This is a genomic window from Oribacterium asaccharolyticum ACB7 (genome assembly GCF_000238075.1).
Lineage (GTDB): Bacteria > Bacillota > Clostridia > Lachnospirales > Lachnospiraceae > Oribacterium > Oribacterium asaccharolyticum.
In genome coordinates this window covers 23,075-47,840 of record NZ_JH414507.1, presented here as the reverse complement: position 1 = coordinate 47,840, position 24,766 = coordinate 23,075, and the positions used below count along the sequence as shown (strand labels likewise).

Genomic DNA, 24,766 nt, shown 5'->3' with positions numbered 1-24,766 from the left:
ACATTTTCAACACAAGAAGAGGCTAGGCTACAAAAAGGTTTTTTTGTTTAGGAAGCGGTGGTACAATAGACTGCGGTTTTGCTGTTTGCAGCAGCATAGCAGAAAAATAAGACACAGAAGCTTACAAAGCAGGCCATAGATAAAGGAGGTAGGAATTCGTGGGAAAGACAGAAGGACAGAAGCTGGAAGAGAAATTATGTTTCAAACCCAAGCATATTGCAAAGGATCATCCGAAGGAGATTGAGAAGGCGATAGAGTTTGCGGAAGGGTATAAGACTTTTCTCGATCATTCCAAGATTGAAAGAGAATGTGTACAGTATAGTGTCGCCATGGCGGAAAAAGCGGGATACAAGCCGTTTGGACGCGGGATAAAGGGAAAGAGCGGAGATAAGTTCTACTACGTAAACAGGGGCAAGAATCTCTTTCTGGTTACACTCGGAAAGAAGCCTCTGAATGAGGGAATTCACTTTAACATTGCACATATTGATTCTCCGAGAATTGACTTGAAGCCGAATCCGCTCTATGAGACGGAGGAACTTGCGTATTTTAAGACCCATTATTACGGCGGAATCAAGAAGTATCAGTGGGCAACCATTCCGCTTGCCCTGCACGGCAGAATTATGACTGCCGACGGAAAGGCGATAGACCTTGACTTCGGGGAGAAGGAAGGCGATCCTGTACTCGTGATTACCGACCTGCTTCCGCATTTGGGAAGAAGCCAGGGAGAGAGAAAGCTCAGTGAAGGCATTAAGGGAGAAGAATTGAATGTCCTTTTAGGCTCTCTTCCGGTAGAGGATACGGAGGTGAAGGAAGCCTTTAAGCTGAAGATTTTATCCATTTTACATGATCAATACGGGATTACCGAGAAAGACTTCATGCGTTCCGAACTGACTCTTGTTCCGGCACAAAAGGCTGTCGACGTAGGATTGGACAGCTCCATGGTGGGCGCGTACGGACAGGATGATAAGGTTTGTGCTTATACGGCATTGATGGCTGAACTGGAAAGCAAGAATCCGGAATATACATCCTTAACGGCTCTGGTAGATAAGGAAGAAATCGGTTCCACGGGAAATACGGGAATGGAATCCGATGCCTTACTTCATTTTATAGAGGACCTTGCGGAGTGCGAAGGAGAAAGAGTTAGAGACATCCTTCGAAATTCTCTCTGCCTTTCCTCTGACGTCAATGCAGCTTATGACCCGACCTTTTCCGATGTATATGAGAAGCAGAACTCTTCCTTCTTTAATCACGGACCGGTGCTTACGAAGTATACCGGCGTAAGAGGTAAGGGAGGATCCAATGATGCTTCCGCAGAAACCATGCAAAAGGTCATCGGTTATATGGAAGAGGCCGGTGTCCCTTGGCAGATTGGAGAGCTTGGAAAAGTAGATGAAGGTGGCGGAGGAACGATTGCCATGTTCATGGGCAATATGGATGTGGATACGGTAGATTTAGGGGTAGCGGTTCTTTCCATGCATGCACCGTTTGAGCTTACCGCGAAGTTGGATGTTTACTATACCTATAAAGCCTTTCTGGCCTTTAATAAATAAATGGGGCTTATCCCGAGTAAATTTTTACCCGGAAGAGAGGAGAGGAAAATAAAGGGTTTTCCTCTCTCCTTTTTCAAAAATAAAGTAAGGAGTATTATGAGAAAAAAGAAAATTTTTACCGTAGCGTTGATTCTTGCTATGTGCGTATTTGCAGCGTCTTGCGGAAAGAAGGAAGGCACGAAAAAGGAAAGTACCAAAAAGGAAGCGGTGAAGAAAGACAAGGCATCGGAGTCAGAGGTTTCCGAATCCGATGTGGCCAGCCCTTCCACTCTGACGGAAGACAGTCCCGAGATTAAGGAGTTGGAAAACATGAAGGTTCCGGAAGAGCCGAAGCTCTCCGAAATGGGAAAGATTACACTTCCCGACCTCAAAACGATAACCGTTACCGTTGCACCTGCCGGCAATGTTACACAGGATGAGGTGGATGCAGCCATTCAGCAGGCTTTGTCGCAAGACCTTGTGACAGTACAGGAAGCGGCCAAAGAAGGAGATACCGTAAATATCGACTACAGCGGTTCCATTGACGGCAAAAAGTTTGATGGCGGGACAGCGGAAAAGCAGGATTTGAAGTTGGGATCCGGACAATTTATTCCGGGCTTTGAAGACCAGCTTATCGGAAAGAAAGCCGGAGACAAGGTAACGGTAAAGGTCACTTTTCCGGAGCAGTACCAGAATGCAGAGCTTGCGGGCAAGGCGGCAGAGTTTGCCGTTACGGTAAACGAAGTAAAGCGTGAGCCGGAGCTTACCGACGAATGGGTAAAGAACTACGAGGGCACAAAGGCGGAAACCGTTGCGGCTTATCGCGAAGAAATCAGAAAGAGACTGCAGGCACAGAAAGAATACCGTTATCATTCCGATATTCAGGACCAGGCGATGCAACAGATTTTTGACCAGGCAAAGGTTGAGCCCTCCGAGAAATTAACAGAATATGCCAAGGCTTATTATTTAAACGCAAGATTGAATGAGTATAAGCAGTATGGTATGGGGCCTGCACAAGTGATTAATATGTCCGGCATGACGGTGGAAGAGTTTAAAGAAAATGCCTATGCCAATGCGGATTCCTATGCAAAACAGCTCTTTATCATGAGAAAGCTTGCCGATACACAAAATATTCGTATAACGGATGCACTCATTGATAAGCTTGCCGAGGCGGAGTCTTCTTTGACGGGAGAAGAAACCAACCGCATTAAGTTGATTGAACAGTACGGAAAAGAGCTTGTGGAGGAGGCTTCCCTGCGTTATGCCGTTATGGAATATGTAGAGACGCAGGTTCAAGTCAAGGAAGAGGATCCTACTGCGGAGACGCAGACGAATACGGAAGAAACAAGTAAGAGCAGTACAGAAACAGAAACAAAGAAGTAACGTATAGACCGATTTTTCGGTCGAAAAGAGGATATCGCGTGCTTTAAGCGGTATCCGGTGAAAAAAGAGATACTGCACGCTACCCAAGGGAGCGATGCCCATTCAGAAAGAAAAAATCGTCTTTGCGTAAAAGCAAGGGCGATTTTTTGATGTGAAAGAGCTTCATGTTGACATTTGTTAAGTTTTTCTTAAAATAAAATCAGATAGGCTAGGCATAAAGGAGTTTCAGGATGAGAAATATCTGTCAGCGAGATATTTTTTTCTATATGAATGAGGAACTGAGAATACCGCAGAAAGTGATGTGCTCCATATTCAATAAAGTTCGTCAGGGAAACATGGTAGAAACAAGGATTAGTGAAATAAAGCAGGGAAAGCGTCGAGGATATCGTGGTCTGAAGGAGGCGGCTTTACCCTGCTTTTTAGAGTGCTTTCAGGAAAGTGCGGAGGAAGAGGCCTTCCGGAAGCTGTTGAATTTTGTTCACAGAGAAGAGCTTTATTTTCCGGATGCGGAGAGAAAAGAAGACGATAGTTTCCAAAGCTATGCTCTTCGCTTTTTGGAAAGCGGACTGGCAAACTGCGAGGTCCCCGGAAAGGAAGCCTTACTGCAAGCCGAGGGCGAAACGGACGAAAAGGCAGACGAAACGGGAGAGAGCCGGGGCGTATTCGGCGGAGCGAAAGGCACTCTTCTTTATAGAGAAGTACACAGTGCCGATTTCAGTTCGGCAACATCCCTTTTGGAAAAACTTCGGAGGAATTGGAAATATCTGCTGTTTGTAGCTTTCTGCTTTACGGCGGTCTTTTTGTCTTTCTCCTTCTTTTCGACAAACGGGATAAACTTATTTCTGGATTTACTGCAATTAAGCCCCGAAATATTTATTCCGCTTACGCTTTTCCTTGCCCTTTCACCGTTGCCCTTCGGCATTCTGGATGTGGGAATTACCTTATATTCTTACAAGAAGAGGAATCCCGAGGCGGATATTTCTTTAAAGGAAATTTACTATATAGGAAAATACGGTGATAGGGTGCGAGTTCTTCCCGGAAAAGGGCGTTATGACCTCTGCCCGAGTTTAATAGTGTATTCTATCGGCTGTAACCTTATCGGTTCCCTTTCCGCAATCGCGATTTTTCTTTTTTTGCGTACGATGCCGGATTTTTCGAACTATGCGCTAAGAGGAAAATTTACTTCCATGGCAAATATCGCGCTGGCTTTTAATATGCTGACCACCTTTGCCCATACCTTCTTTCTCTTCACACGAGAACCGATGACGGAATTTCGGGAGAAAGAGGAGAATCCGGATACAAAAAGAGCGGACCGGCTTCATGTCATCAGCAATAACCTTTATATGATTTACAGTATGAGCTTTTCCGCCATAGGGATGATTCTGGCCTTTCTCTACAGCTATGACTTTGCGCAGAGCGAAAAGCTTTCCCTTTCTCCGTCCTTTGCCTTTGCCATATTTGCGGTCCATGCCTATCTCTGGTTTTCCTCCTGTTCCCCCTATGCGGTGGAGTTTAATGCGGAGTGTGCCGGTTCCTTCCTCTTCCTTTCTCCTATAGTGGTGATTATCAGTTCACTCTCCACTTTTTTGTGCTTTCAGACGGGAATAGGGAGTACCATGGTGAATCTCGCGAACTTTCTTGCCGTAGTGACCTGGTTGCAATGCTTTCTTAAAAACGGAGCGGAGAAGAGCATCCTGCCCTTTATCCGAATGCACAGAGCGTATTTCGTGCTTTACATCCTTTTGTTCTTCCTTTTTTATCTCCTTTCCATACATCTCTAAAAAATAAGGTATTTTCTTGCCTTTCCTGACTTACACCGGACTTACACCTGTTCCGGTGTAAGAAAAAGATAGTGAAGATACCTTATTTTTTTATTAAAATAAAAGGAGATTTCTGCAGAAAATTGGGCAGTTGGTACAAAGAAAATAAAATAATTCTGAAGTGCAAAAGGAAGGGGACAGTAATAATGAAGAAATTGAATTGGGCAAAAATCATGAAAGTTTGTGCGGCAACCGCAGTTTGCACAGGAGCCTTCACTTTATCCGCCTTTGCCGGAAACTGGGTAAAGAACGCCACCGGATGGTGGTATGATTATGGGAACGGCACCTGGCCCTCCAGCAGTTGGCAGTGGATTGACGGAAACAACGATGGTGTTGCGGAGTGTTACTATTTTGACCGTTTCGGCTATTGCTTAATGAATACTACAAGCCCGGACGGATACCAGGTAAACGGGAGCGGTGCCTGGGTGGAGAACGGTGCGGTTCAAACGAGAAACGTTGCCGGAACACAGGTGAACAATGCAGGACAGAGCGCAGCACAGAACACAAGTAGCAAAAAAAGCGGATTAACACTATTTAATACCGAGCCTATTTTACAAGGAGGTGCTGGGAAGTGGGATAGCGTAGTGAGTAACCGGGAAAATAAGTCTTATACAAAGGCTATCGTATTTGATGATGATGATTATATTGAATTCGATAACTCTGCCGGCTACACCCATTTTAAGGCAACCGTGTTTCCGAAAAAAGGCGATTGGGGAAGAGGTGATCGAATGCTTTTGCAGGTTCTTTCCGGGGACGAAGAGGAGTTTTATGTAACGGATGATATCTATTATGATACCAGAGCCTTTGATATTGATGTAGACATCTCCGGCTACGACAAAGTAAGACTGAAATCGACGTCGGTTTCCGGCTATGATGCCGATATTGCTATAGCCAATGCCCGTTTTGAATAAGTGGCTTGAAAAGAACTGCAGGGTCTTAGGACTCTGCAGTTTCTGTGAAAAAAGACGGATCATGTACAGGAAAGGGAAAATGATGAAAAAAGAAAGAAAAAGACTCCTTGTGTTCGGTGTCCTCAGCTTATTTTCAGCCTGTCAGCTCTGCATGACATCCTTTGCCGGAAACTGGGTAAAGAACGGTACGGTTTGGGAATACCATGAAAATGGAGTAAAGGTAGTGAACCGCTGGGTACAGGACAACGGAAAATGGTATTATTTCGGGAAATCCGGCGCTATGGCGCACAACCAATGTGTGGACGGATATTACATCAGCTCCGACGGCGTTTGGCGGAAGAACGAAACGGAGAGAGATGTAAAGAAAAGCGGAAGAATCATCCAATCCGATAGGGAAGTAGCGCGGGACTTTGGATTCGCTGTAGACGATTATGATTCCGATGATACGGAGTTTGATGTAGATTGGGAGTAAAGGAGAGGGGAAACAAGATGAAAAAATGTGTAAAAAGAAGAATCTGTGGGGCCCTACTGGTACTGCTTCCGTTTTTGTGCAATATGAAAAGCTATGCGTATTTCCCTGACCGAATTGATAAAGATACCATGGACTATGTTCGTTATGCCGATGAGAATCCGGACCTCTATGCTGCCTATGGCTATGATCGGGACAAGCTCTATGAACATTATGCCAATAGCGGAAAAGAGGAGGGGCGTTTGGCGCACTGCCTCTATAATAGACCGGACAGACAATCCATTTATATGTGGGGCTGGAACGCGGAAAATCTGGATACGGAACGCTATGCGAGAGAGAATCCCGATGTTGCGGCTGCGATAGGCACGGATCCGGAAGCGCTGAGGACGCATTTTCTGGAGCACGGATTGTTGGAAAACAGAAAAGGCTACGGCCTTCCTTATGAGGCTGACAGCACAAAGGCCAAGGGCATGATTTTTGACGTTGCAGCCCAAATCACGAACGATTCCATGACGGACAGAGAAAAAATTAAGGCGGTACATGACTGGATTGTGAATCACACAAAATATGATAAGGAGAATTATGATAGGGGTACGATTCCGGATGAGTCTTATCATATCGAAGGATTGATGTTGAAGGGGAAGGCAGTTTGCCAGGGCTATGCGGAAACCTTTGACTACTTTATGTACGTTTTGGGAATTGAGCATGAGATGGTGGACGGAAGGGTAGAGGGTAGAGATAGTGGACATGCTTGGAACAGGGTGCTCTTGGATGATACCTGGCTGTATGTAGATTGCACATGGGATGATCCGGTCAACGATGCCGGAAAAGATGTTCTTCGCTACAACTACTTTTTATGTACGGAATCGGAGATGGCAGGAGACCACACTGCAAGAGATTCCTATAAAGTATATTAATTTATTGAAAGATAGATAAAAGAGGATGTTTTCATGCGAAAAGAACGTTTAGCACTTGGCTTTTTTCTATGCACTGCGGTTTTCTTCTTCTTATCCGTATGCGATAAAAGATTCCTTACTCCCAAATTCAGTAAAAAAGCCGTAGAAGACTCTCTAACTGCATATGAAAAGCTTTTTGCGGGAGCGCCTCACCGTGCCTATGACAAGGAGGGAAGGGGAGGCTATATTAATAAAGAGGGAGAATGGGTCATCAAGGCGCAATATTTAGCAGTAAAGCCTTTTAGAGAAGGCTATGCAGCCGTGCAGGATGCCGACACGGAATTGTGGGGCTACATTGACGTGCACGGAAAGACAGTCATCAAACCGAAATTTATGGAGGCAGGTAGCTTTATTAACGGAAGCACTGCAGTGAAGGAGCCGGAGGGGGGCTTCGGAATCATCGACAGGAGAGGGAAGTTTATTGTAGAGCCGATTTATAGGACTATTTCTTATTTTAAAGAAGGCTTTGCCTGCGCCGAAGATATGGAGACAGGGGAGTACTGGTTTCTGAATGAGGAGGGGGAAAAAGTCTTCGGGCCATACAAGGGTGCTTTTTTGTTTCATGACGGAAAGGCCTTGGTAAAGGAAACGGAAGAGAATAGGGACTGGTTCTATATTGATAAAAAGGGAAAGAAATACCCATTTAATGAAGAAGTAGAAATCGTGATGGCCAAGTGGTATGGAGATGGAGAAGACGATTTCTGGACGGAAAATGAATATCTTGATTTTTCGGAGGGTTATCCGGAATATATCAACGACAGTTGTGTAGCTGTCAACGAGAAGGGGGAGGCAATTAGTCCGGAATATAAATACTTAGAGCCCTTTGATAGGGATGGATATGCATTAGCCAAAATTCAGAAGGGAGAGGATGAGTTCTACGGTATTGTAGATAAACAGTATAACTGGGTAATAGAACCGGAATACTCCAGTCTTTACAAGTCTGATTATGGATACGTGATAGCGGAAAAAAAGGAATGGGAAGAGAGTGGACGCGTGGACTATGTTGTGATGGATCTAAAGGGAAATGTAGTTTTCACGGATTGGAAAGAGGACGAAATTGTGCTGAACTATGATTCCGATTTATCGAAAGGAAATCCGCTACCTGCCTATACGAAAAAAAATGATGTCTGGAAAATGGGCTATATTGATTGGGATCACTCTATATTGATTCCTTTCAAATATGATGACGCGTATGCTTTTGCTGAGGACGGAAGTTATGCTGTAGTAGAGAAAAACGGACTTTACGGCGTGATAGATAAAAAGGGGAACTGGATTTTAAAACCGAAATTCGGAGGTTTTTCTTTGTATGGCATACACGATATGGATTGAAGATAGAAATCATTTTATTCGAGAACAGCTTAGCAGTTTTTCTTCATAATCTTGAAAAAGCGTATGGAAATCATTTGAAAAGGAGAATGTATGAGATGTCCCAATTGTAATCATGAGGTAAAAGAGGGGATGCTTTTCTGTCAGCAATGTGGCACGAAAATCGAAGCGGTGTGGACTCCGGTAGAAGCAGTACGGACACCGAAAGAAGCCGTTGCGACTCCGCAGGCGATAAACTTGCAGGAAAGCATCATTCCGTCGGAGAAGATGCAGAAAAGTCCCGTAAAAAATGCTCCGGTAGAAGGAGGGACTTTCGGCTGGGCTGTACTCGGCTTTCTTCTTTTCCCGGTCGGCTTGATTTTATTCTTTATCTGGAGAAGGGAATACCCGAAGCGTGCCAAAGCTTCCGGAAAAGGGGCATTCCTTGGATTTGTGCTTCTGATTCTGCTCTACATTGGAAATATCGCGATGCAGTACTTTATCTATCAATCATTTTTCAACTATTAGGGATAGAAAATGACTTGAAAAGGGGTTTAAGTATGAAGAAAAACAGAGTCTTTCCCGTTCTTTCCGTACTTTGTCTTCTAGGACTGTTTTATTGTGCCGTTCGAACCGGAACCACGAAGTCTCTTCCGCTGGAGGAGCACACGGAAGAGGAGCGGGAGCAGGTCGTAAACGAAGAGGCTTATCAAGCTTATTTGCCGATTCTGCTTTCTGAGAAAAAAGCCATCTTACAGTATAATTGGGGAAATGAATCTTCCGATGAAAACGGAGAGTCCGACGCGGTAGAGGAGGGCTCCCCGTCTATTGCATTCAGCGATATTAACGGAGACGGCGTGAAGGATCTGCTCTACTTTAAGGCGGGGACGGCGGAGGATGGTACGGAAGATGCCGTTCTGACCATCTATTCCTATTATGACGGAAGCCTGCATAAGGTTTATCAGAATGCCGGATGGGACAAGAAAGGACAGGGGGATCATTACTGCCTGTACAAGGTAGAGGATAGTAATGCTCTGTTTTATTATTTTCAAGAGGGCGATTCGGAGAGTTATGTGCAGCTCACGGAAGAATTTGCACAGGACAACAAAGAAAGTGCGACGGAAGAGCGGATTCGGAAAAATGAGGACTATGCAGAAATCCTATTTTCGAATCTGCAGGATGAAAGCTTAGCTCTGTTTAGCTATGAGAGAAAGCACCAAGAGACCGCGATGCCTTATGCGAAGACGCTGTCTTATCTAAAGGAAAATGCCTCCGTGGAAATGAAAGAGGAGGCGGAAAAAGAAGTTCCCGAATGGTCTCAGGCCTTTTTTCAATATGTTGTTCAGGAGAGGCAGCAGCTCTCTGTTTTGTACGATACGGCGGATCCGGTTATGGCACTTTGGGATATGGACGGAGATAATGTCCCGGAGCTCATTATCGGCAACAACGAGACGTATGGTACCTATTCTTATGCGAAGGTGATCAAATATACCGGAGACGGATTTCAAGAGCTTGAAGGGGGAATGGACAGTTACGGCATGACATTCGGAGCCAGCCATACTGCAGACCCTGACTATCCCGGTCTTTATTTCCATTACTGGAGAAGAGGAGAGGGAGTTGATACGGATGGAGACGGCTTCGAGGACAAGGATTTATATCGGATTCAATACTGCTACATTGACGGGAATGAGATTAAAGAAACGGATGTCGCAACGTATACGGAGGAAGAGGATTATAACGGGAATTCCGATCAGGTCATAGAATATGATAAGCTCTGTGAGGATGACGGACTTTTTCAGGCAACAACCGTATCGCCTGCAAGAAGACTGCAGTTTGTTACGCTAAGCGAAATCATGGATATGGGGTGGCCTGCATTTGTGCAACTGAATACGATAGATACCAATCTATACAACGTGGAATACAGCGAGGTTGTACATAAGGCAAAGATTGTTACCAAGGCGGAGGACGATGCGCATTTTGATGTAAGAGAATATCTTACGGAAGAAGACAAAGAAAAGCATCTGGGCTCCTACATCATGAAGGCTCCGGTTTCCATCAGTTTTTATTGGAATACAAAGCGCATGTTTTCCGGAAATGGCGGAGAGTATAATGCGGATGAAGCGAAGCTGGCGTCCGTTCTTAGTGAGGCGGTAAAGAACGGAAAGAAAGAAATAGAAGATTGTTACAAGACATTATCCTTCGGGAAAATAGAGACACATGACGGCTATGATTCCATGCATCCGAACACCAGGGCGAGCTTTGCGGCAACTCGATACAGCTACTTGGAAGATGACTACAGTCCTTATGAGGAGAGAATGCTGTTTCTGATTTCTCTCGGAGCTGATAAGACGGAATATCATTTGCCGCTTGACTTCCGGAGCATGCAGGCGGAAATGGAAAGAGACAGCGAGGCAATTTACGAAGAATTTTCAAGCTTATATGATGCTTTTTCCGTGGACAATCCTTACACTATCGCGAAGAAGACTTCCTATCTTGTTTTTATCAGCGGAGAGGGAAGGTGCGGTGCCGTGGCGGATGCGCTTGGAAAAAAATTCCTGGATAACGGCTGGGACAGCTCTTCCGTGCGCGTTTATAGTTTTAATGCACCGAACTTTGTGTCCAAGAAACAGGCGGATGATTCTTTGCCCATCTTTAATATTTTAAATACGGAGGATTTATCGGTACAATATCCCTCGGACTTTTTCCGATATGGAAGCAATTACTTCTTTAAGGGGGGCGGTTCTGCTGAAAATCATAATCTTAGCGAGATGATGAAAAAACTCGATAAGGAAGAGCCGAAGAAGAAAACAAAGCGGGATAAGGAATATCGCCGGGTTTCTCTTTCGGGAGATGCGGAAATAGAAGCTTTGGATGAAAAGGGCAGACCGATGGCAATCAGCGGGAACTTGGGGGTACAATATGGAAAAAACAGTCCCGTCCGATTCTATAAAGAAGGGTCAAAGCGTTACCTGCTTGCTCCGAAAGATCTTCCTTTCTCTTTGTGTATAAAGGGGGTAAAGGAAGAAGAACTTTCCCTGGAAGAGGCCGTGCTTAGTGAGGGGGAGGAAGAGGAAATCCGGCAATTTGAAGATTTTCCGATTCATGAAAAACGAGTTTATTTTATGGAAATAATTCCTGATGCAAAAAAGCCCGGTAAGTTATATATTATTCGTAGAAAATGGCGAAATACTTTAGAGCGGCTTTTTTACGGAAAGGACATGGAAATTGCGGTAGGGCAGGTATTGCCAAATGGCAAGCTCAGCTTGTTCTTTGCCTTTTCAAAACTGTGCATCATCTTTACGACAGCCTTTGTCGTATGCCTCCTCCTCACTCTATGTTACAGGATAAAGAGCGGGAAGAGTTTGAAAAAGGAAAAGCGCTAAAATCGTCCGGAACATATGGCTTACAGGGTGAATGAAAAGGAGTATGGGATGTTTTGTGGATATTGTGGATTTAAAAATGAAGATGGCGCTGTCTTTTGCGGTCGCTGCGGAAAAAGACTGGAGGGAGAGGAGAATGCAGCGCATTCCGCACCGAGTCCCGCTTCCCCGGAGCAAAAGCCGGAAAATGTACAAATGAAGCAAGCGGACTCGCTTCCTCCTAAAATGGCGGCAGTACCGCAGGAGAGAATTGTGGAGCCCCCTCTTCCGAAGATTCCGGAACCGATACCCGTGGAGAAGCCGAAGAAGAAAAAAGGCTGTCTTCTTCCTCTGATTCTTTTCTTTATTTTCCTGCTTCTTCTTGGAGGCGGAGCAGTATGGGGGTATTTAAACTTCTTTAAAAAAGTGAGTATTCCCCTTGACGGCTACCTGAATGTTCGCTTTGAGGGACCGAGCGGTTATGCCAAGGGCGTAACGGAGATTGACTGGAAAGCACTGGAAGGCGATTACGGAGATAAACTGCATTTTACAAATGCCGCAAAAGAAGACGGAATTTCCAGAAAATATGACTCTCCGGTAGATTATCTGGAAGAGGCTGTTTCTCCGCCCGCACTGGAAAAGACGGAAGGAATCTCGGACGGAGAGCAAATCGAATATAAGTGGGATATTAATGAAGAGGAGCTGTCCTCCTACCTGAACTGTAAGTTTAAGTATGCAGACAAGAAAGTAAAAGCGCATATTGATGAAAAAGCGACAGAAGAGGATATTTTCAAGAAAATCGATATACAGACTGTAGGCTATGCGAACGGACAGGGGTATATCAACCTCGAGGATTTTCCGGAAGGAATCGAAGCGGAAGACTTTACGATTGAGCCGAACAGCAATTTAAGTAATGGAGACACGGTAACGATCAGCTTGAAGAAGGATCCGTCTTACTACCTGGAGAAATGCGGAATTCTTCCTTCCAAGACAGAAATGAGCTATACCGTTTCAGGTCTTATCGAAGAAACTACGGCTGCACCGGAAACCGCTGCACCGGAGGAGACCGAAGCGCAAGCTGCAGTTCCCGGTGCGGAAGCGTATGGGGGCGGAACCATGAGCGGAGCTGCAATTGCAAGTTCCGGAGATTATATATGCTCTTTCAGTGCAAGTCGTCTTATCACAAAGCAGGATGTGGATGCCCTGATGACAGTCTATCCAAACACTTACTTCCCCGGTGAAAGAAGTGTTACCCAGATGGTGGTCAATGAAATGTATGCCCGCCACGGATACGTCTTTAAGGACCAGGCGCTAAATGATTACTTTAATCAATATGCCTGGTACAGAAACAATCCCGTACGAAATCCGCAGATGGACAGTATTTATCCGCAAATGTCCGCGATAGAGAAACAGAATGTAGATTATTTGAAGACTTTCCATTAAAAAAGAGCAGTAAAACAAGTGCTGGCAAAAAGGGGCTGTAGAGTCATTTTTGCTAAAAAGACCGATAAACCGGTGTTGACCGGATTTTATCGGTCTTTTTTAATCCGCTTCCTCGAGAATTGGAAGAACAAAAAGAGACAATGGGGATTTATTGAAACAATAATAATATTTTTTCTTATTTTTTGGCAAAATAAGGCGATAGAATTATAGTTTGTTTGGTTCGTGCATTAAGGAGAAGAAATATGGGGAAGATACAAGGAAGCAGAAAAACCATGAAGCTTTCGGTGAGAATGTCCATTTTGCTGGGGATTTTGACCTTCGTCGGCATCAGTATTGTGAATTTCGGAACCCTTCGTTTAACGAGGCTCTCTTTCACGGATGCCATGGATCAAAATATGGAAGATAAGGCGAAAGCTTCCGGTGAAGAGCTGTCCGCAATCATTTCCAAAATGGAAGGCGTTTCTTCTATTATTGACAGCGGAATTCGGGAAATGGGGAACAATGCAGCTCCCGCTTGGACGGTTTTGGACTTAAATCAGGAAAAACAAGCAGTTATTCCGATGAAGGAGTCCAGCTTTCGATCCCGTGTCGTGAATAAATCCATAAGCTCCCTGCAGTACAATGCGGAGTCGGTACTGATTGCCTCTCTTAGCGGTGTTGTGAACGCAAACGAGTATGTGACGGGAGCGGGCGTGTTTTTTGAGCCGAATGCCTTTCTTGACGGGGTGGAGAATTATGCCCCCTATATCGGGAAAGCAAATGTTCAGAATAGAAGCATCATCAATTATCCCTATGAAGAATTTAAAGATAAGCCCTATTATGCGGAAACCAAGGAACGGGAGAAGACCGTGATTACGGATGTGTACGAGTCCACACCCGATAAGATGAAGGTGGTTACGATTTCGAGTCCGGTTATTTCGAAGGGTAAATTCGTGGGTGCCGTTTTACTGGAGGTAGATGTTAATCTGTTCGCTTCCGCAGAACAGACCGACAGTCGCTATCCCGGCATGGAAACCGAGGTTGTGGATGAGAAACAAAATATTGTTTTCAATAAAAATAAGGACTTAATCGGAAAATCTTTTTCCGAAGAAAAAGGAGAAAAGCAGTTTCAGAAGCTTGAGACGGAAATGGCCAAGGGAAAGCCCTTTGTGCTTTTAGAGCAGACCGAACAGGACAAAACCAGAAGAACTTATTACGTTCCGACGGACATTATGGGAAATGTATGGTGGATTGTTCTTTCCGTCCATAATGGGGAATTCAGAGCGCCAATAACGCGAATTATGATGCTATGTTTTGCTCTTGCAGGAGTTGGTATCGCACTGATTGTAACGGGCATTTATCTTATGATTAAGAAGACCTTGAAGCCGCTGGAAGGCATTGCCAGAATCGGACAGAAGGTTTCCAGAGGGGATTTCAGCGAGAGAGTATCTTATGTAAAAGAAGATGAAATCGGACAGATCGGAAAGGGCTTCCAGGAGGTAATGGACCATATCAAGGACATCACTTCCGATTTACAGGAGAAGCTGGCAGAGCTGTCTCAAGGAAACTTCCGGATTGACCTGAATAATGAAGAAAAATATAGGGGAGACTATCGTCCCTTAATGCTATCGATGCAGGATATTCGTACAGCTTTGAATTCGGCTATGCTGGAAATCCAAAAGTCTGCAGGCGAAGTAAGCGAAAGCTCGGAGCAGGTTTCTGCTGCAGCACAGTCGCTGTCTCAGGGAGCTACCGAGCAGGCTTCTTCCGTTGAAGAAATCTCTGCAGGGATGAACGAAATAGCCGAATCCATTAAGAGTACAACGAAGAAGGCGGAGGATGCCAAGAATTTAAGTCAGATGGCGGGACAGGCCGTTATGCTCAGTACGCAAAAGATGGAGGAAATGTCCAAGGCAATGGCGGAGATTACGGAGAAATCCAATGAAATCGGCAAAATCATCAAAACGATTGACGACATTGCTTTCCAGACCAATATTCTTTCTCTCAACGCAGCTATTGAAGCGGCAAGAGCCGGAGCAGCAGGAAAAGGCTTTGCCGTTGTAGCGGACGAGGTAGGAAATCTGGCACAGAAATCGGCTAAAGCTGCACAAAATACCGGAGAACTCATTGAGGAAACCAAGGATGCGGTAGAGCGCGGAGCAAGAATTACAAGAGAAACCGGAGAATCGCTTTCTACCGTGGTAGAGCGCGCAGGAAAGATCAATGATATGATTTTTGAAATCACCAAAGAAACGGAGCGCGAATCACAGAGTGTGGGACAGCTGACGAGAGGGATGGAACAGATTTCTTCCGTAGTACAGACGAATTCCGCTACAGCGGAGGAAAGTGCCGCATCCTCTGAAGAGCTTTCCGCTCAGGCCTCCTTACTAGACAAGCTGGTATCCAAATTTCGCTTGCAGGAATAGAAGAAAATAGCTATAACAGGAAAGAACAATCTATAGAAAAGAGGAACTCGGAATGAATGTTTTAATAGCGTATGATCGTTGTTCTACCTGTAAAAGAGCGGAGGATTTCTTAAAGGCGCAGGGGGTCAGCTTCCAAAAGCGCCCCATTAAAGAAGAGAATCCGACAGCAAAAGAAATTCATGAAATGCGGGAGCGTTCAGGCCTTCCCCTGAAGCGTTTTTTCAATACCAGCGGACTCCTCTATAAGTCTATGAACTTAAAGGATAAGCTGCCCGATATGTCGGAGGAAGAACAGGAACAGCTTCTTTCCACGGATGGAATGTTGGTAAAAAGACCCATCTTCCTTTATGGAGAGAAAGTTCTTGTAGGATTTAAAGAAAAGGAATGGCTTCTTGCCTTGGGCAAGTCCGTTTAAGCTAAAGGCGGAAAATATAGCGGAGAAAGAGGGATGCCGGATGGTTTGCATCGAATGCATCCTCGTTCTTTCTCCGCTATTGCATTTTGAAGAGGAGAAATTTATAATAGAAGAGTCTTGCGGATATAGTACATCGGTAGTACCCTAGCTTCCCAAGCTAGTGAGGCGGGTCCGACTCCCGTTATCCGCTTAAACGCGAGATACCGCAAACTACGCTAGCGATACTCATTATGAATTAAAAGGGGCTGTAAAAAAATCAGAATAATAAAGTGATTTTTTTACAGCCCCTTTTTTTCGTGCTTTACACGGGATACATTTCAACAGTACTAATTTCAACAATATTACAGTGTAAACTGCTTTAAAAGCGTATCCATTGCTTTCGATTGGTCGGAAAGTTTTGCGCTGGTAGCGGCTGACTCTTCGGCAGTTGCGGAATTGTTCTGCACGACGGAGGAGATCTGCTCCAGACCCTGTGCAATTTCGGATACGGAATTGGACTGCTGTCCGGAATACTCCGCAATTTCAAGAATCTTGGCATTCATCTGGCGAGAGCTCTTTACCAACTTTTCAAGAGAAGCGGCAGCCCGATCGGCCATCTCTGTTCCTTCCCGGATGGAGCGAACCGTATTTTCAATCAGGACAGTGGTATCTTTGGCCGCTTCTGCAGATTTCCCTGCAAGATTACGAACCTCATCGGCTACAACGGCAAAGCCTTTTCCGGATTCTCCCGCACGTGCAGCTTCTACCGCCGCATTTAAGGCCAGGATATTGGTCTGGAAGGCAATATCATCGATGGTTTGGATAATATTACTGATTTGCTGAGCCGTTCCGTTGATTTCATTCATGGACTGACTTAAGGCATTCATTTCGGAGCTGCTCTCTTTCAGCTCTTCCTCCGTAATACGGGAAAGATCGCTGGCGCTTTCTGCATTGGCAGCATTACTCTTAATCTGATCGGATACCGTGCTCACGGTGGCGGAGAGTTCTTCCAAGGAACTTGCCTGCTGTGCGGAGCCCTGTGCTAAAATTTCACTTCCATGGGACATCTCCTGTGCGGAAGAGCTGACTTCTGTGGAGGCTACACCGATTCCCTGCAGTGTCTCCTTTAATTTGGAATGAATACGGTCTAACGCGTTGTAGATATTACCGTATTCTCCAACATACATTTCCCTGCATCCGCTCTCTACCCGGAAGTTTCCGTCCGCCATGGCAAAGAGTAAGTTTTGTAAATCCTGAATAATGGTTTTTAAGCGATAGTTCATTCCCTTTATGGCAGCCACTGTACGACCCACCTCGGTCTCATTTACCGGAAGGTCAATCTTCGTTTCACTGAGGTGTCCTTCCGCAAGGCTTGTCATGGTTTCTTTTATGGCGATAATCGGCTTCATGAGCTCTTTCTTTACAAAGAGCATCATCAGAATAACGAAGAAAATGGAAGGAATTAAGAGAACAATACTGAGGATCTGTGTTGCGGATGCAATCTCGATGGCTCCCACCATCTCTTTATCGGTTCTATTCACGATGCTGTCATAGAAAATCTTGTACTGCTTTTGTACCTCCGCTTCTCCGGAGAGATAATCATCACTGTACATCAGGGCGGTGGCGTTCTTGCTGTCTCCTGACGCGGCATAGGCAAAGGCCTGTGTTTCCAGGTCCGCCAGGTGGGCGGAAGTCGCTTCCATCGTTCTCATGGCCGTATCTTCCGTTTCATTAATCCCATACTGATTCATGATTTCTCTTGCTTTTTCACGATTCTTGTACTCTGTGATTTCCCGGTTGTATTTATCCAGGAAGTTTGTGTTTAAAGTGGAAGCATAAGACCTTGCATGTCTTGTTAAGTCCACGCTTGCGGAAGAAAACTGCTTTGCTGCAGTGACAAGAGCGAAACGCTTCTCCGCTGTCTTATCGGCTTCCTTGGAAGACAAGATGCTGGTCACCGTTGCTATTGTGGTTAGAAGCAACATGATAATGACACCGATGGAGAAAAAGTGCAGTCTGCTTGATTGGTTCCATTTTTTAAACATTTTTACCCCTCCTTGGGTGATTTTTCTGCAAGTACGCCTTAATAAACTATTTTTTCAGTATAAAAACAGTTTCGTATATATTTTTATCGGCAAAAATCACTTATAAATTACACATTTATACAAGAATCCTTGTGGAAAAAGGCAAAATGCTAGAGTATACTTATTTATATTGTAATAATAGTTTTCTATTTGCTATAGTTTTAGGATAGTAGTTTCCAATACAGATTAAGGGGGGAAGATAAAATGGCTTGTACAACAATTTTAGTAGGTAGAGAGGCGAGTTACGACGGTTCAACGATGATTGCAAGAAATGAGGATTCCGGATCCGGCGTTTTCTGTGCTAAAAAATTCATTGTGGTTGAACCGAAGGATCAGGGAAAAGAATATGTTTCTATGCTTTCTCATGTAAGGATTCCGCTTCCCAAGAATCCGCTTCGTTATACCTGCATGCCCAATGCGGTTTACGAGGATGAGGGAATCTGGGGTGCAGCAGGGGTAAACAGTGAAAATGTTTCCATGACCGCTACCGAGACCATTGCCTGCAATGAGCGCGTACTTTCCGGAGACCCGCTTGTAGTCTATAAGAAGGCGGAAAACGGAAAGCCGGAGCAGATCGGCGGAATCGGAGAAGAGGATATGGTCAGCCTGGTGCTTCCCTATATCCACTCCGCAAGAGAAGGCGTTCTTCGCCTTGGAGAGCTTCTGGAAAAATACGGCACCTATGAAATGAACGGGATTGCCTTTTCGGATGAGGAAGAAATCTGGTGGCTGGAGACCATAGGCGGTCATCATTTTATTGCCAGAAGAGTGCCGGACAATGCCTATGTAATGATGCCGAATCAGCTCGGAATTGATTATTTTGACTTGGAAGATGCCTTCGGAGAACAGGCTGAGTTTATTTGTTCCAAGGACTTGAAGGAATTTATTGCCAAGAATCACTTGGACTTGCGCTTTGCGGATGAGATTGAAAAAACGGAAGGAGACTGGATTAATCCGAGAGAATGTTTCGGTACTCATTCCGATGCGGACCATGTTTACAACACGCCGAGAGCCTGGTACATGGCAAGATATTTTAATAAAAATACCTTCAGTTTTGACGGAGAGGCTGCCGAGTTAAAGCCGGAGGATGACGATTTACCGTGGTGTCTCTGCCCGGAGATTAAAATTACGCCGGAAGACGTGAAGTATATCCTCTCCTCTCATTTCCAGGGAACGCCTTACGACTGTTACGGAAAGTACGGAGACGAAAAGGATAGAGGGAAATATCGTCCTATCGGAATCAACCGGAACAATTTCCTAAGTCTTGTGCAGATTCGTCCGGATGTTCCGAAAGAATATGCCGCAATCGAGTGGGTTTGCTTCGGTGCCAATACCTTTAACGCCTTTGTTCCTTTCTATGCAAATGTCAACAAGACACCGGAGTACTTTGCCAATACGACGCACCGGGTTACGACGGAGAGCTTCTACTGGGCAAACAGAATTATCGGCGCTCTGGCGGATGCGCAGTTCAGTGAGTGTAAAATGCATATTGAACGGTATCAGGGAAAGGTGCCGACAAAGGGCTATACCCTAATGAAGAATCTGGAAGAGAAGCTTGCGAAGAAGTTACCGAAGAATGCGGCGGTGATTAAGCTTCTTGAAGAATGCAATGAAGAAATTGCAAAGATGGTGCAGGAAGAAACCGACGCTGTACTGGATAAGGTACTGTATGAAGTTAGTTGCAAGATGAAAAACGGCTTCAGCCGTTCGGACGCGTAGAGTTTGTCCAAGAAGTTTGTTTGCTGTATTCGGCGAACAAGCTGCTACATAAAATATAAGTGACTAAAAAAGAAGGGGTTACTGCCCCTTCTTTTCCAATCGCTCAAAGGCTAGACGGTAGCCGTCTTCTCCATAGTTCAACGAACGATTCACTCTGGAAATCGTTGCGGTAGAGGCCCCCGTACATTTTGCAATATCAATGTAGGTTTTTCCTTCCCGTAAGAGCTTTGCAACCTCATAACGCTGCGCAATAGCGAGTAACTCGTTAATGGTGCAGACATCTTCAAAGAAACGGAAATATTCTTCCGTTCCCCTTAACTGTTGCATTCCTTCAAATAAATGCCTTACTTCAGGTGTATCAAGTTTTTTATTCATTCGAATCCGCACCTTTCTTTTCTTTTTAAAATTCGTTCTTAGTTTATCACTTTAGCGTATGAAATTCAATTCCATTTTCCGCTGAGAAGGGAATTGACATTCTCTATAGTAAATTTATAATGATTTTTGAATATTTTAAATTTTAATGACCTTCTTTTTAGTGTGAAGCTTTGCTTTCAAAAAAGAGGGAAAAATTTTGGGAGGAATAGACATGTCAACACAAACCATAATAATCATTGCGGTAGTAGCAGTAGTATGGGCGGTAGCCTTTGTCGTAATGCTTTCCATGGGAAAGAAGAGAGAGAACAGTGAAAAGAAGTTTAATGAGGACAACAGGGATAAGGGAATTCTTCACATTTACGGGAAGCAGATTCAGGTTGATGGAAGCGCGCTTTCTAATATACCGACAACTACAGGAAAGGACTTGGAAACTGTCGTAGCCTTGACTCCCGGTCAGCATACTATCGAAGGGATCTTTGAGTCCACGGAAACGGTAGGCACGAAGACTAGGAATGTCAAAACAGAGAAGCTGAGCTTTGATCTTTCCGTAGAGGCCGGACACAGCTATTCCGCCGGAATGTATTTCTACTCTGCTGAGGAGAAAGCGCAGTATTCTAATGGACAGGCAGGAAAAGCTATTTTGGAAATTCCGCTCACTATCGTGGAAGGCAGCGATTATATCAAGGCATATGTCCTTGTCTATAGAGAAGACTAAAAGAGTCTTCGAAAGAATAGAGTAAGATGAAAAGGAATACCTACCGGGATGAAAATGGAAATTGCCATTGGGAAATCACGCATGATTCTCCCAATCCTATTTCAGCTTTGTTTGTTTTGCTGCTTTTCGCGGGGCTTTTTTTCTTCTTCTACGCACACGTGGGATGGGACAGCAGCATTTGGTTTATCTTTGCACTACTTCTCCTTTGCAGTTTTGTTGCTCTTCGGGAGCTTTATAAGTTTTTCTTCCAATCCTATCTTGTGGAAGCCGTATTTTATGAAGAGGAAATAGTGCTGCACTATCGAAAAGGAGAAAGCCGGAGTATTCCTTATTCGGGAATCGGCTTCGTGGATTTTCAGCTACACGACGGAACCGGGAGTAGAATTCATTTTTATCCTCATTTTACTTTCTATAAGAAAAACAGCACATCCAAGATTCTGGACTCGATCTATAAAGGAGATTATCTACTGTTTATAGGAGAACTGTCTTCTTTCGAGGATTATCTTAGAATCAAACAGTGCTTAGCGGAAAAGGGAAAGCATTTCTTTGAGCCAAGGGAGACCGAGGAGTGCTTTAAGAGGAATAGATTGACCAGAAAAGCGCGGAGGGACGCGGGAGTATAGCTTAGATATAAGCATGCCGAATTCCCATAACGGATAAACGCAAAGATATGAATAAGATTTTATCTAAAGTGAAAAACTAATTCGGACACAAAAAAGTGGCTGTAAAAAATAAAAACGTCCTTTTTATTTTTTACAGCCACTTTTAAGATTTTAAACCCTCGTCCTAAAGGAATTTACAATGCCGCATACTGCACCGTAGCCTACTCCGGCTACCGGCCAAACAATCCAGCTGATGTCCCAGCGCCGGGTAATAAAACTGTAGCCAAGATAGATAGCGGTTACCAAGCACCAGTATATTTGCCCGACGGTTTCATTTTTGTGCTCATCCATCTTTTTCTCCCGTTTATAATCCCCTTGCTCTAAAAGCATGTTCAAGGCATCCCAAATAATATTCGTTTTGACAATCAGAAACACGCCAACGGCCACAAAAAGCAGAAGGAAAGGCACGGCAAGAGCGGTATGGAGATCATCTTCTCCGAAAATAATCATACTGATGAAGATGGGACTTACAGCAATGATGCAAAGAAAAATGCCTAAAATCATCTGGGAAGTGTACGTTCCCTGGAAACGGGATTTTTTCTCCTGTACCATACCGTTTACTCCATAAGCGGTATTCAGAAGCTCTTTTTCCATATAGTGGAAACGTCCCCCTTCTATAGAACTTTTGATAAATAAGGCCACTGCAATGCCAACCAAAAGGAAGAGGAAGAGTACCCCGATCCCGACTGCTTTTCCCTCTGAGAGAGGAAGAAGAGAACTTTCCTGGAGGGTAGTTAAGGTAATCAATAGGGCAGGGGAAAGGATACAAAGCAATACCCCTAAGGCAATTTGAGAAGCGGCCTGATTCTTGTGCGCGAGAAAGGCATTGGCCTCCTCCATGGAAACGGGAACTTCTTTAAAGGAAGAGTCCGTATCAACCTTTGGGGCTTCTTCCGTACTGTCCAGTTCTATCTCGTCCTTTAAGAGATAATCCGTGCTTACAGAAAAGACCTCGGATAACTTCAAAATCTTGTTCATATCCGGAATAGACTGGGCGCCTTCCCATTTGGAAATAGACTGCCTGCTGACATCCAGCTTCTCTGCGAGATCTTCTTGGGACCAGCCGTTTTTCTTTCTTAATTCAATAATCTTGTCTGCAAGTATCATACTCTACTCCTTTTATGATGCTGTATTCGAGCCGATGCACTTTCTTCTTCATAGCGTTATGGAGCCTGCCTTTTTGTGTCGAGCGATTCTATAAGATAGGAAAGAATGTTTCGCTTTGGAAAATGCTTTTGCTCACTCCGTCTTTACGCCTCTCATACTATCGGAAAATCCGGTTGCAGGGAAGAAATCGGGCTTGTCAATTTGACAACCGAGAGTTGCAAAGCCTTGATTTTAGAGCGAAAACGAGATTCAGTATGCGCTTGACGGGGATTATTATATCCCGAACCTGATTTTAGTGGAAGAAGAAAGAAGGATCGGGTGTGCCTATTGAACTCCTGCTTGCATGAGTTTGTAATTCACTTGATTTCCAAAAAAAATGTGGTACGATTGCATTACAAACAAATGCAAATTTGAATGGAGGTGTAATCATGGCAAATGGATTACTTCAGCTTCGTATAGACGACAACCTTCGGAAGGAAGCTTCCGATGTATATTCTCAGCTCGGCCTTGACTTGCCTACGGCAATCCGCATGTTCCTGACTCGCTCTGTGCAGGTGCGCGGCATCCCATTCAGCATGATTTTGCCGGAAGAGAACTATAAGGCGACGGCAGCTGTCGCTGCCATGAAGCGCATGAGTAATGATGCGGAGAATGCCGGTGTAGCCGACATGACACTGGATGAAATCAATGCGGAGATCGAAGCCGTAAGGAATGGGAAATAACGTATGAAGCTATATGCAGTGATAGACACCAATGTATTGGTTTCCGCTCTTCTTCGATGGGATTCCGTGCCCGGAGCGGTTCTGGAACAGGCTCTTGTGGGAAGCATTGTTCCTCTCCTCAGTGATGAAATCATGGCTGAATACGAAGAGGTGCTGCGGCGGAAAGTCACTCCCGGAGGAAGCGAATAGTGATGAACGATGCGCTCATCGAAGGTTTTTCTATCTCTTGGAGTGCAAAAAGTCCAATCCTCCGTTATCAATTTTTTGATAAAGTGATTCTGGGGTGGAGGCAAGAAAGCCTTTTCATTTTTGTCTTGCTGTTCTTGCTCTATCGCATTATTCTATTTGCTTTTCCAAAAAGGAAATGGCCTCACTGTAGCTCAGGGCAGAAGCTTCTTTTTTCTCTTCTCCTCCAAAGTTACTAATCAAACTTTTCGGATTTTTTTCCACAATTCTTTTTTTAAAGGCGTAGTAGTCTGCCTTTTCTACGGGCTTATCATAGAGGATAAATTCTTCATCGGAACGCTGTGGAGAAGTTTCGTCATTTTCCAACCCTTTCTCCGGGTCATAGCTATAGCTTGCCTGCTTATCCCATCCCAAGGGGAAATTGCCGGACATAGGGAGAAGATAAAGCACATCCGTTTCCTTCGCATCGAAGTCAATTTGCTCAAGGTAGAGACGCTTGTCCTTTTCCGTCAGGAAAATGTTGTACACGGCGCCGCCACCTACTTGATAATCCAGATTTTCCTTCTTCGCCACTTCCACAGGCTTTCCGTCTTGAAAGCTGTAAATGTGGAGATTCGCGCGAATGGCAGCCCCCTCTCCGTTATTTTCCTCTGCATCGATAAAAAGCAACTCGGGCGTGCTGTCCCCATAAACATCGGCTACGGCAATCCCCTTCGTTTCTACACTGATAGGCGCTCCGTCTTTATCTTCCTCGTAAGCTTGCCAGGTATAGGCTTCAATGTCTTTTTGCCTTTCTTTTAAGAGGGTTAAATAGGCGGTGTAGACTGCTTTTGGATTAGCTACTTCGGGAGTTGTATTCTCGGAACTTGTTTCCGCTTCGTTTACCCCTTTTTCTTTATCGGATTTTGTCGCCTCAGTCTGTGTTTCAGAGGAGGATTGGCTATTTTTCTCCACAGAGGCAGTATTTCCTCTCCACTGCATAACAAGATAAACGGCGGCTAAAAAAGCGAGACTGATGACGGTGGGCTTATGAATTTTCATGATTTATTCCTTTCATTATTTTCTTTATACAGTATCATAAAGCCGAGAAAAGATATAGAAAGCTCCATTTTCATATTCTTACGATTTTATTTTATCCTTTTTATAGTTTAATCTTGCAAAAACCAATCTTCTCTGCATAATAAAAATGAAACAAAAATGAAACTTTATTGTTAAAATGAAA

Annotated in this window: 21 protein-coding genes and 1 tRNA gene; 18 read left to right on the top strand and 4 right to left on the bottom strand. The window is 44.5% G+C overall.

Annotated elements, in window-relative coordinates:
• The first annotated feature begins 158 nt into the window (after positions 1-158).
• The 13 genes from HMPREF9624_RS11110 to HMPREF9624_RS11045 all read left to right on the top strand — a co-directional run bounded on the left by HMPREF9624_RS11110 (position 159) and on the right by HMPREF9624_RS11045 (position 16,185).
• On the top strand, positions 159-1,550 hold the full coding sequence (locus HMPREF9624_RS11110) for an aminopeptidase (protein ID WP_009537831.1): 1,392 nt from the start codon (positions 159-161) through the stop codon (positions 1,548-1,550).
• A gap of 96 nt (positions 1,551-1,646) precedes the next feature.
• Complete coding sequence (gene tig, locus HMPREF9624_RS11105; protein ID WP_009537830.1) at positions 1,647-2,912, top strand: trigger factor; 1,266 nt, start codon at positions 1,647-1,649, stop codon at positions 2,910-2,912.
• 230 nt (positions 2,913-3,142) lie between these two features.
• On the top strand, positions 3,143-4,693 hold the full coding sequence (locus HMPREF9624_RS11100; protein WP_009537829.1) for a hypothetical protein: 1,551 nt from the start codon (positions 3,143-3,145) through the stop codon (positions 4,691-4,693).
• A gap of 185 nt (positions 4,694-4,878) precedes the next feature.
• Positions 4,879-5,643, top strand: a complete 765-nt coding sequence (locus tag HMPREF9624_RS11095) for an NPCBM/NEW2 domain-containing protein (RefSeq protein WP_009537828.1) — start codon at positions 4,879-4,881, stop codon at positions 5,641-5,643.
• A gap of 79 nt (positions 5,644-5,722) precedes the next feature.
• A complete protein-coding gene (locus HMPREF9624_RS12125) occupies positions 5,723-6,115 on the top strand; it encodes a cell wall-binding protein (protein ID WP_009537827.1) in 393 nt (130 codons plus the stop codon).
• A gap of 17 nt (positions 6,116-6,132) precedes the next feature.
• Positions 6,133-7,029, top strand: a complete 897-nt coding sequence (locus HMPREF9624_RS11085; RefSeq protein ID WP_009537826.1) for a transglutaminase domain-containing protein — start codon at positions 6,133-6,135, stop codon at positions 7,027-7,029.
• A 33-nt stretch (positions 7,030-7,062) separates the two neighbouring features.
• Complete coding sequence (locus HMPREF9624_RS11080) at positions 7,063-8,397, top strand: WG repeat-containing protein (protein ID WP_009537825.1); 1,335 nt, start codon at positions 7,063-7,065, stop codon at positions 8,395-8,397.
• A gap of 90 nt (positions 8,398-8,487) precedes the next feature.
• Positions 8,488-8,901, top strand: coding sequence for a zinc-ribbon domain-containing protein (locus tag HMPREF9624_RS11075; protein WP_009537824.1), 414 nt, complete (start codon positions 8,488-8,490; stop codon positions 8,899-8,901).
• Positions 8,902-8,933: 32 nt separating this feature from the next.
• Positions 8,934-11,756, top strand: a complete 2,823-nt coding sequence (locus tag HMPREF9624_RS11070; protein ID WP_009537823.1) for a hypothetical protein — start codon at positions 8,934-8,936, stop codon at positions 11,754-11,756.
• A 48-nt stretch (positions 11,757-11,804) separates the two neighbouring features.
• Positions 11,805-13,175, top strand: coding sequence for a YARHG domain-containing protein (locus tag HMPREF9624_RS11065; protein ID WP_009537822.1), 1,371 nt, complete (start codon positions 11,805-11,807; stop codon positions 13,173-13,175).
• A gap of 242 nt (positions 13,176-13,417) precedes the next feature.
• Positions 13,418-15,580 carry a methyl-accepting chemotaxis protein gene (locus HMPREF9624_RS11055; RefSeq protein WP_009537821.1) on the top strand — a complete coding sequence of 721 codons (2,163 nt, stop codon included), beginning with the start codon at positions 13,418-13,420 and terminating at the stop codon, positions 15,578-15,580.
• Positions 15,581-15,632: 52 nt separating this feature from the next.
• Positions 15,633-15,995 (top strand): arsenate reductase family protein, encoded by a 363-nt coding sequence (locus HMPREF9624_RS11050; protein ID WP_009429577.1) that lies wholly within the window; start codon positions 15,633-15,635, stop codon positions 15,993-15,995.
• A gap of 119 nt (positions 15,996-16,114) precedes the next feature.
• Positions 16,115-16,185 (top strand) — tRNA-Gly (locus HMPREF9624_RS11045).
• 151 nt (positions 16,186-16,336) lie between these two features.
• On the opposite strand, the gene HMPREF9624_RS11040 is transcribed toward HMPREF9624_RS11045, so the two are convergent.
• Positions 16,337-18,019, bottom strand: coding sequence for a methyl-accepting chemotaxis protein (locus HMPREF9624_RS11040; RefSeq protein WP_009537820.1), 1,683 nt, complete (start codon positions 18,017-18,019; stop codon positions 16,337-16,339).
• A gap of 243 nt (positions 18,020-18,262) precedes the next feature.
• Between HMPREF9624_RS11040 and HMPREF9624_RS11035 the strand changes: the two genes are divergently transcribed.
• Positions 18,263-19,777 carry a C69 family dipeptidase gene (locus HMPREF9624_RS11035; protein WP_009537819.1) on the top strand — a complete coding sequence of 505 codons (1,515 nt, stop codon included), beginning with the start codon at positions 18,263-18,265 and terminating at the stop codon, positions 19,775-19,777.
• Positions 19,778-19,855: 78 nt separating this feature from the next.
• On the opposite strand, the gene HMPREF9624_RS11030 is transcribed toward HMPREF9624_RS11035, so the two are convergent.
• Positions 19,856-20,152 carry a YerC/YecD family TrpR-related protein gene (locus tag HMPREF9624_RS11030; protein WP_009537818.1) on the bottom strand — a complete coding sequence of 99 codons (297 nt, stop codon included), beginning with the start codon at positions 20,150-20,152 and terminating at the stop codon, positions 19,856-19,858.
• A 211-nt stretch (positions 20,153-20,363) separates the two neighbouring features.
• Between HMPREF9624_RS11030 and HMPREF9624_RS11025 the strand changes: the two genes are divergently transcribed.
• Together HMPREF9624_RS11025 and HMPREF9624_RS11020 are read left to right on the top strand one after the other, a co-directional pair.
• The gene (locus HMPREF9624_RS11025) at positions 20,364-20,867 is read left to right on the top strand and encodes a hypothetical protein (RefSeq protein WP_009537817.1); all 504 of its coding nucleotides are present in this window, start codon (positions 20,364-20,366) and stop codon (positions 20,865-20,867) included.
• Positions 20,868-20,893: 26 nt separating this feature from the next.
• Positions 20,894-21,490 (top strand): hypothetical protein, encoded by a 597-nt coding sequence (locus HMPREF9624_RS11020; protein WP_009537816.1) that lies wholly within the window; start codon positions 20,894-20,896, stop codon positions 21,488-21,490.
• A gap of 150 nt (positions 21,491-21,640) precedes the next feature.
• Here HMPREF9624_RS11020 and HMPREF9624_RS11015 read toward each other — a convergent pair whose 3' ends face one another.
• Positions 21,641-22,636: a helix-turn-helix domain-containing protein gene (locus HMPREF9624_RS11015; protein WP_009537815.1), complete on the bottom strand. Its 996-nt coding sequence runs from the start codon at positions 22,634-22,636 to the stop codon at positions 21,641-21,643.
• Between the two features lie 428 nt (positions 22,637-23,064).
• Between HMPREF9624_RS11015 and HMPREF9624_RS11010 the strand changes: the two genes are divergently transcribed.
• On the top strand, positions 23,065-23,358 hold the full coding sequence (locus tag HMPREF9624_RS11010) for a type II toxin-antitoxin system RelB/DinJ family antitoxin (RefSeq protein ID WP_009537814.1): 294 nt from the start codon (positions 23,065-23,067) through the stop codon (positions 23,356-23,358).
• A 3-nt stretch (positions 23,359-23,361) separates the two neighbouring features.
• Entirely contained in the window at positions 23,362-23,547 is a 186-nt protein-coding gene (locus HMPREF9624_RS11005) for a PIN domain-containing protein (protein ID WP_009537813.1), read from the top strand.
• A 147-nt stretch (positions 23,548-23,694) separates the two neighbouring features.
• Here the strand turns inward: HMPREF9624_RS11005 and HMPREF9624_RS11000 are convergent, their stop codons facing one another.
• Positions 23,695-24,585, bottom strand: a complete 891-nt coding sequence (locus tag HMPREF9624_RS11000; RefSeq protein ID WP_009537812.1) for a hypothetical protein — start codon at positions 24,583-24,585, stop codon at positions 23,695-23,697.
• Positions 24,586-24,766 lie beyond the last annotated feature (181 nt).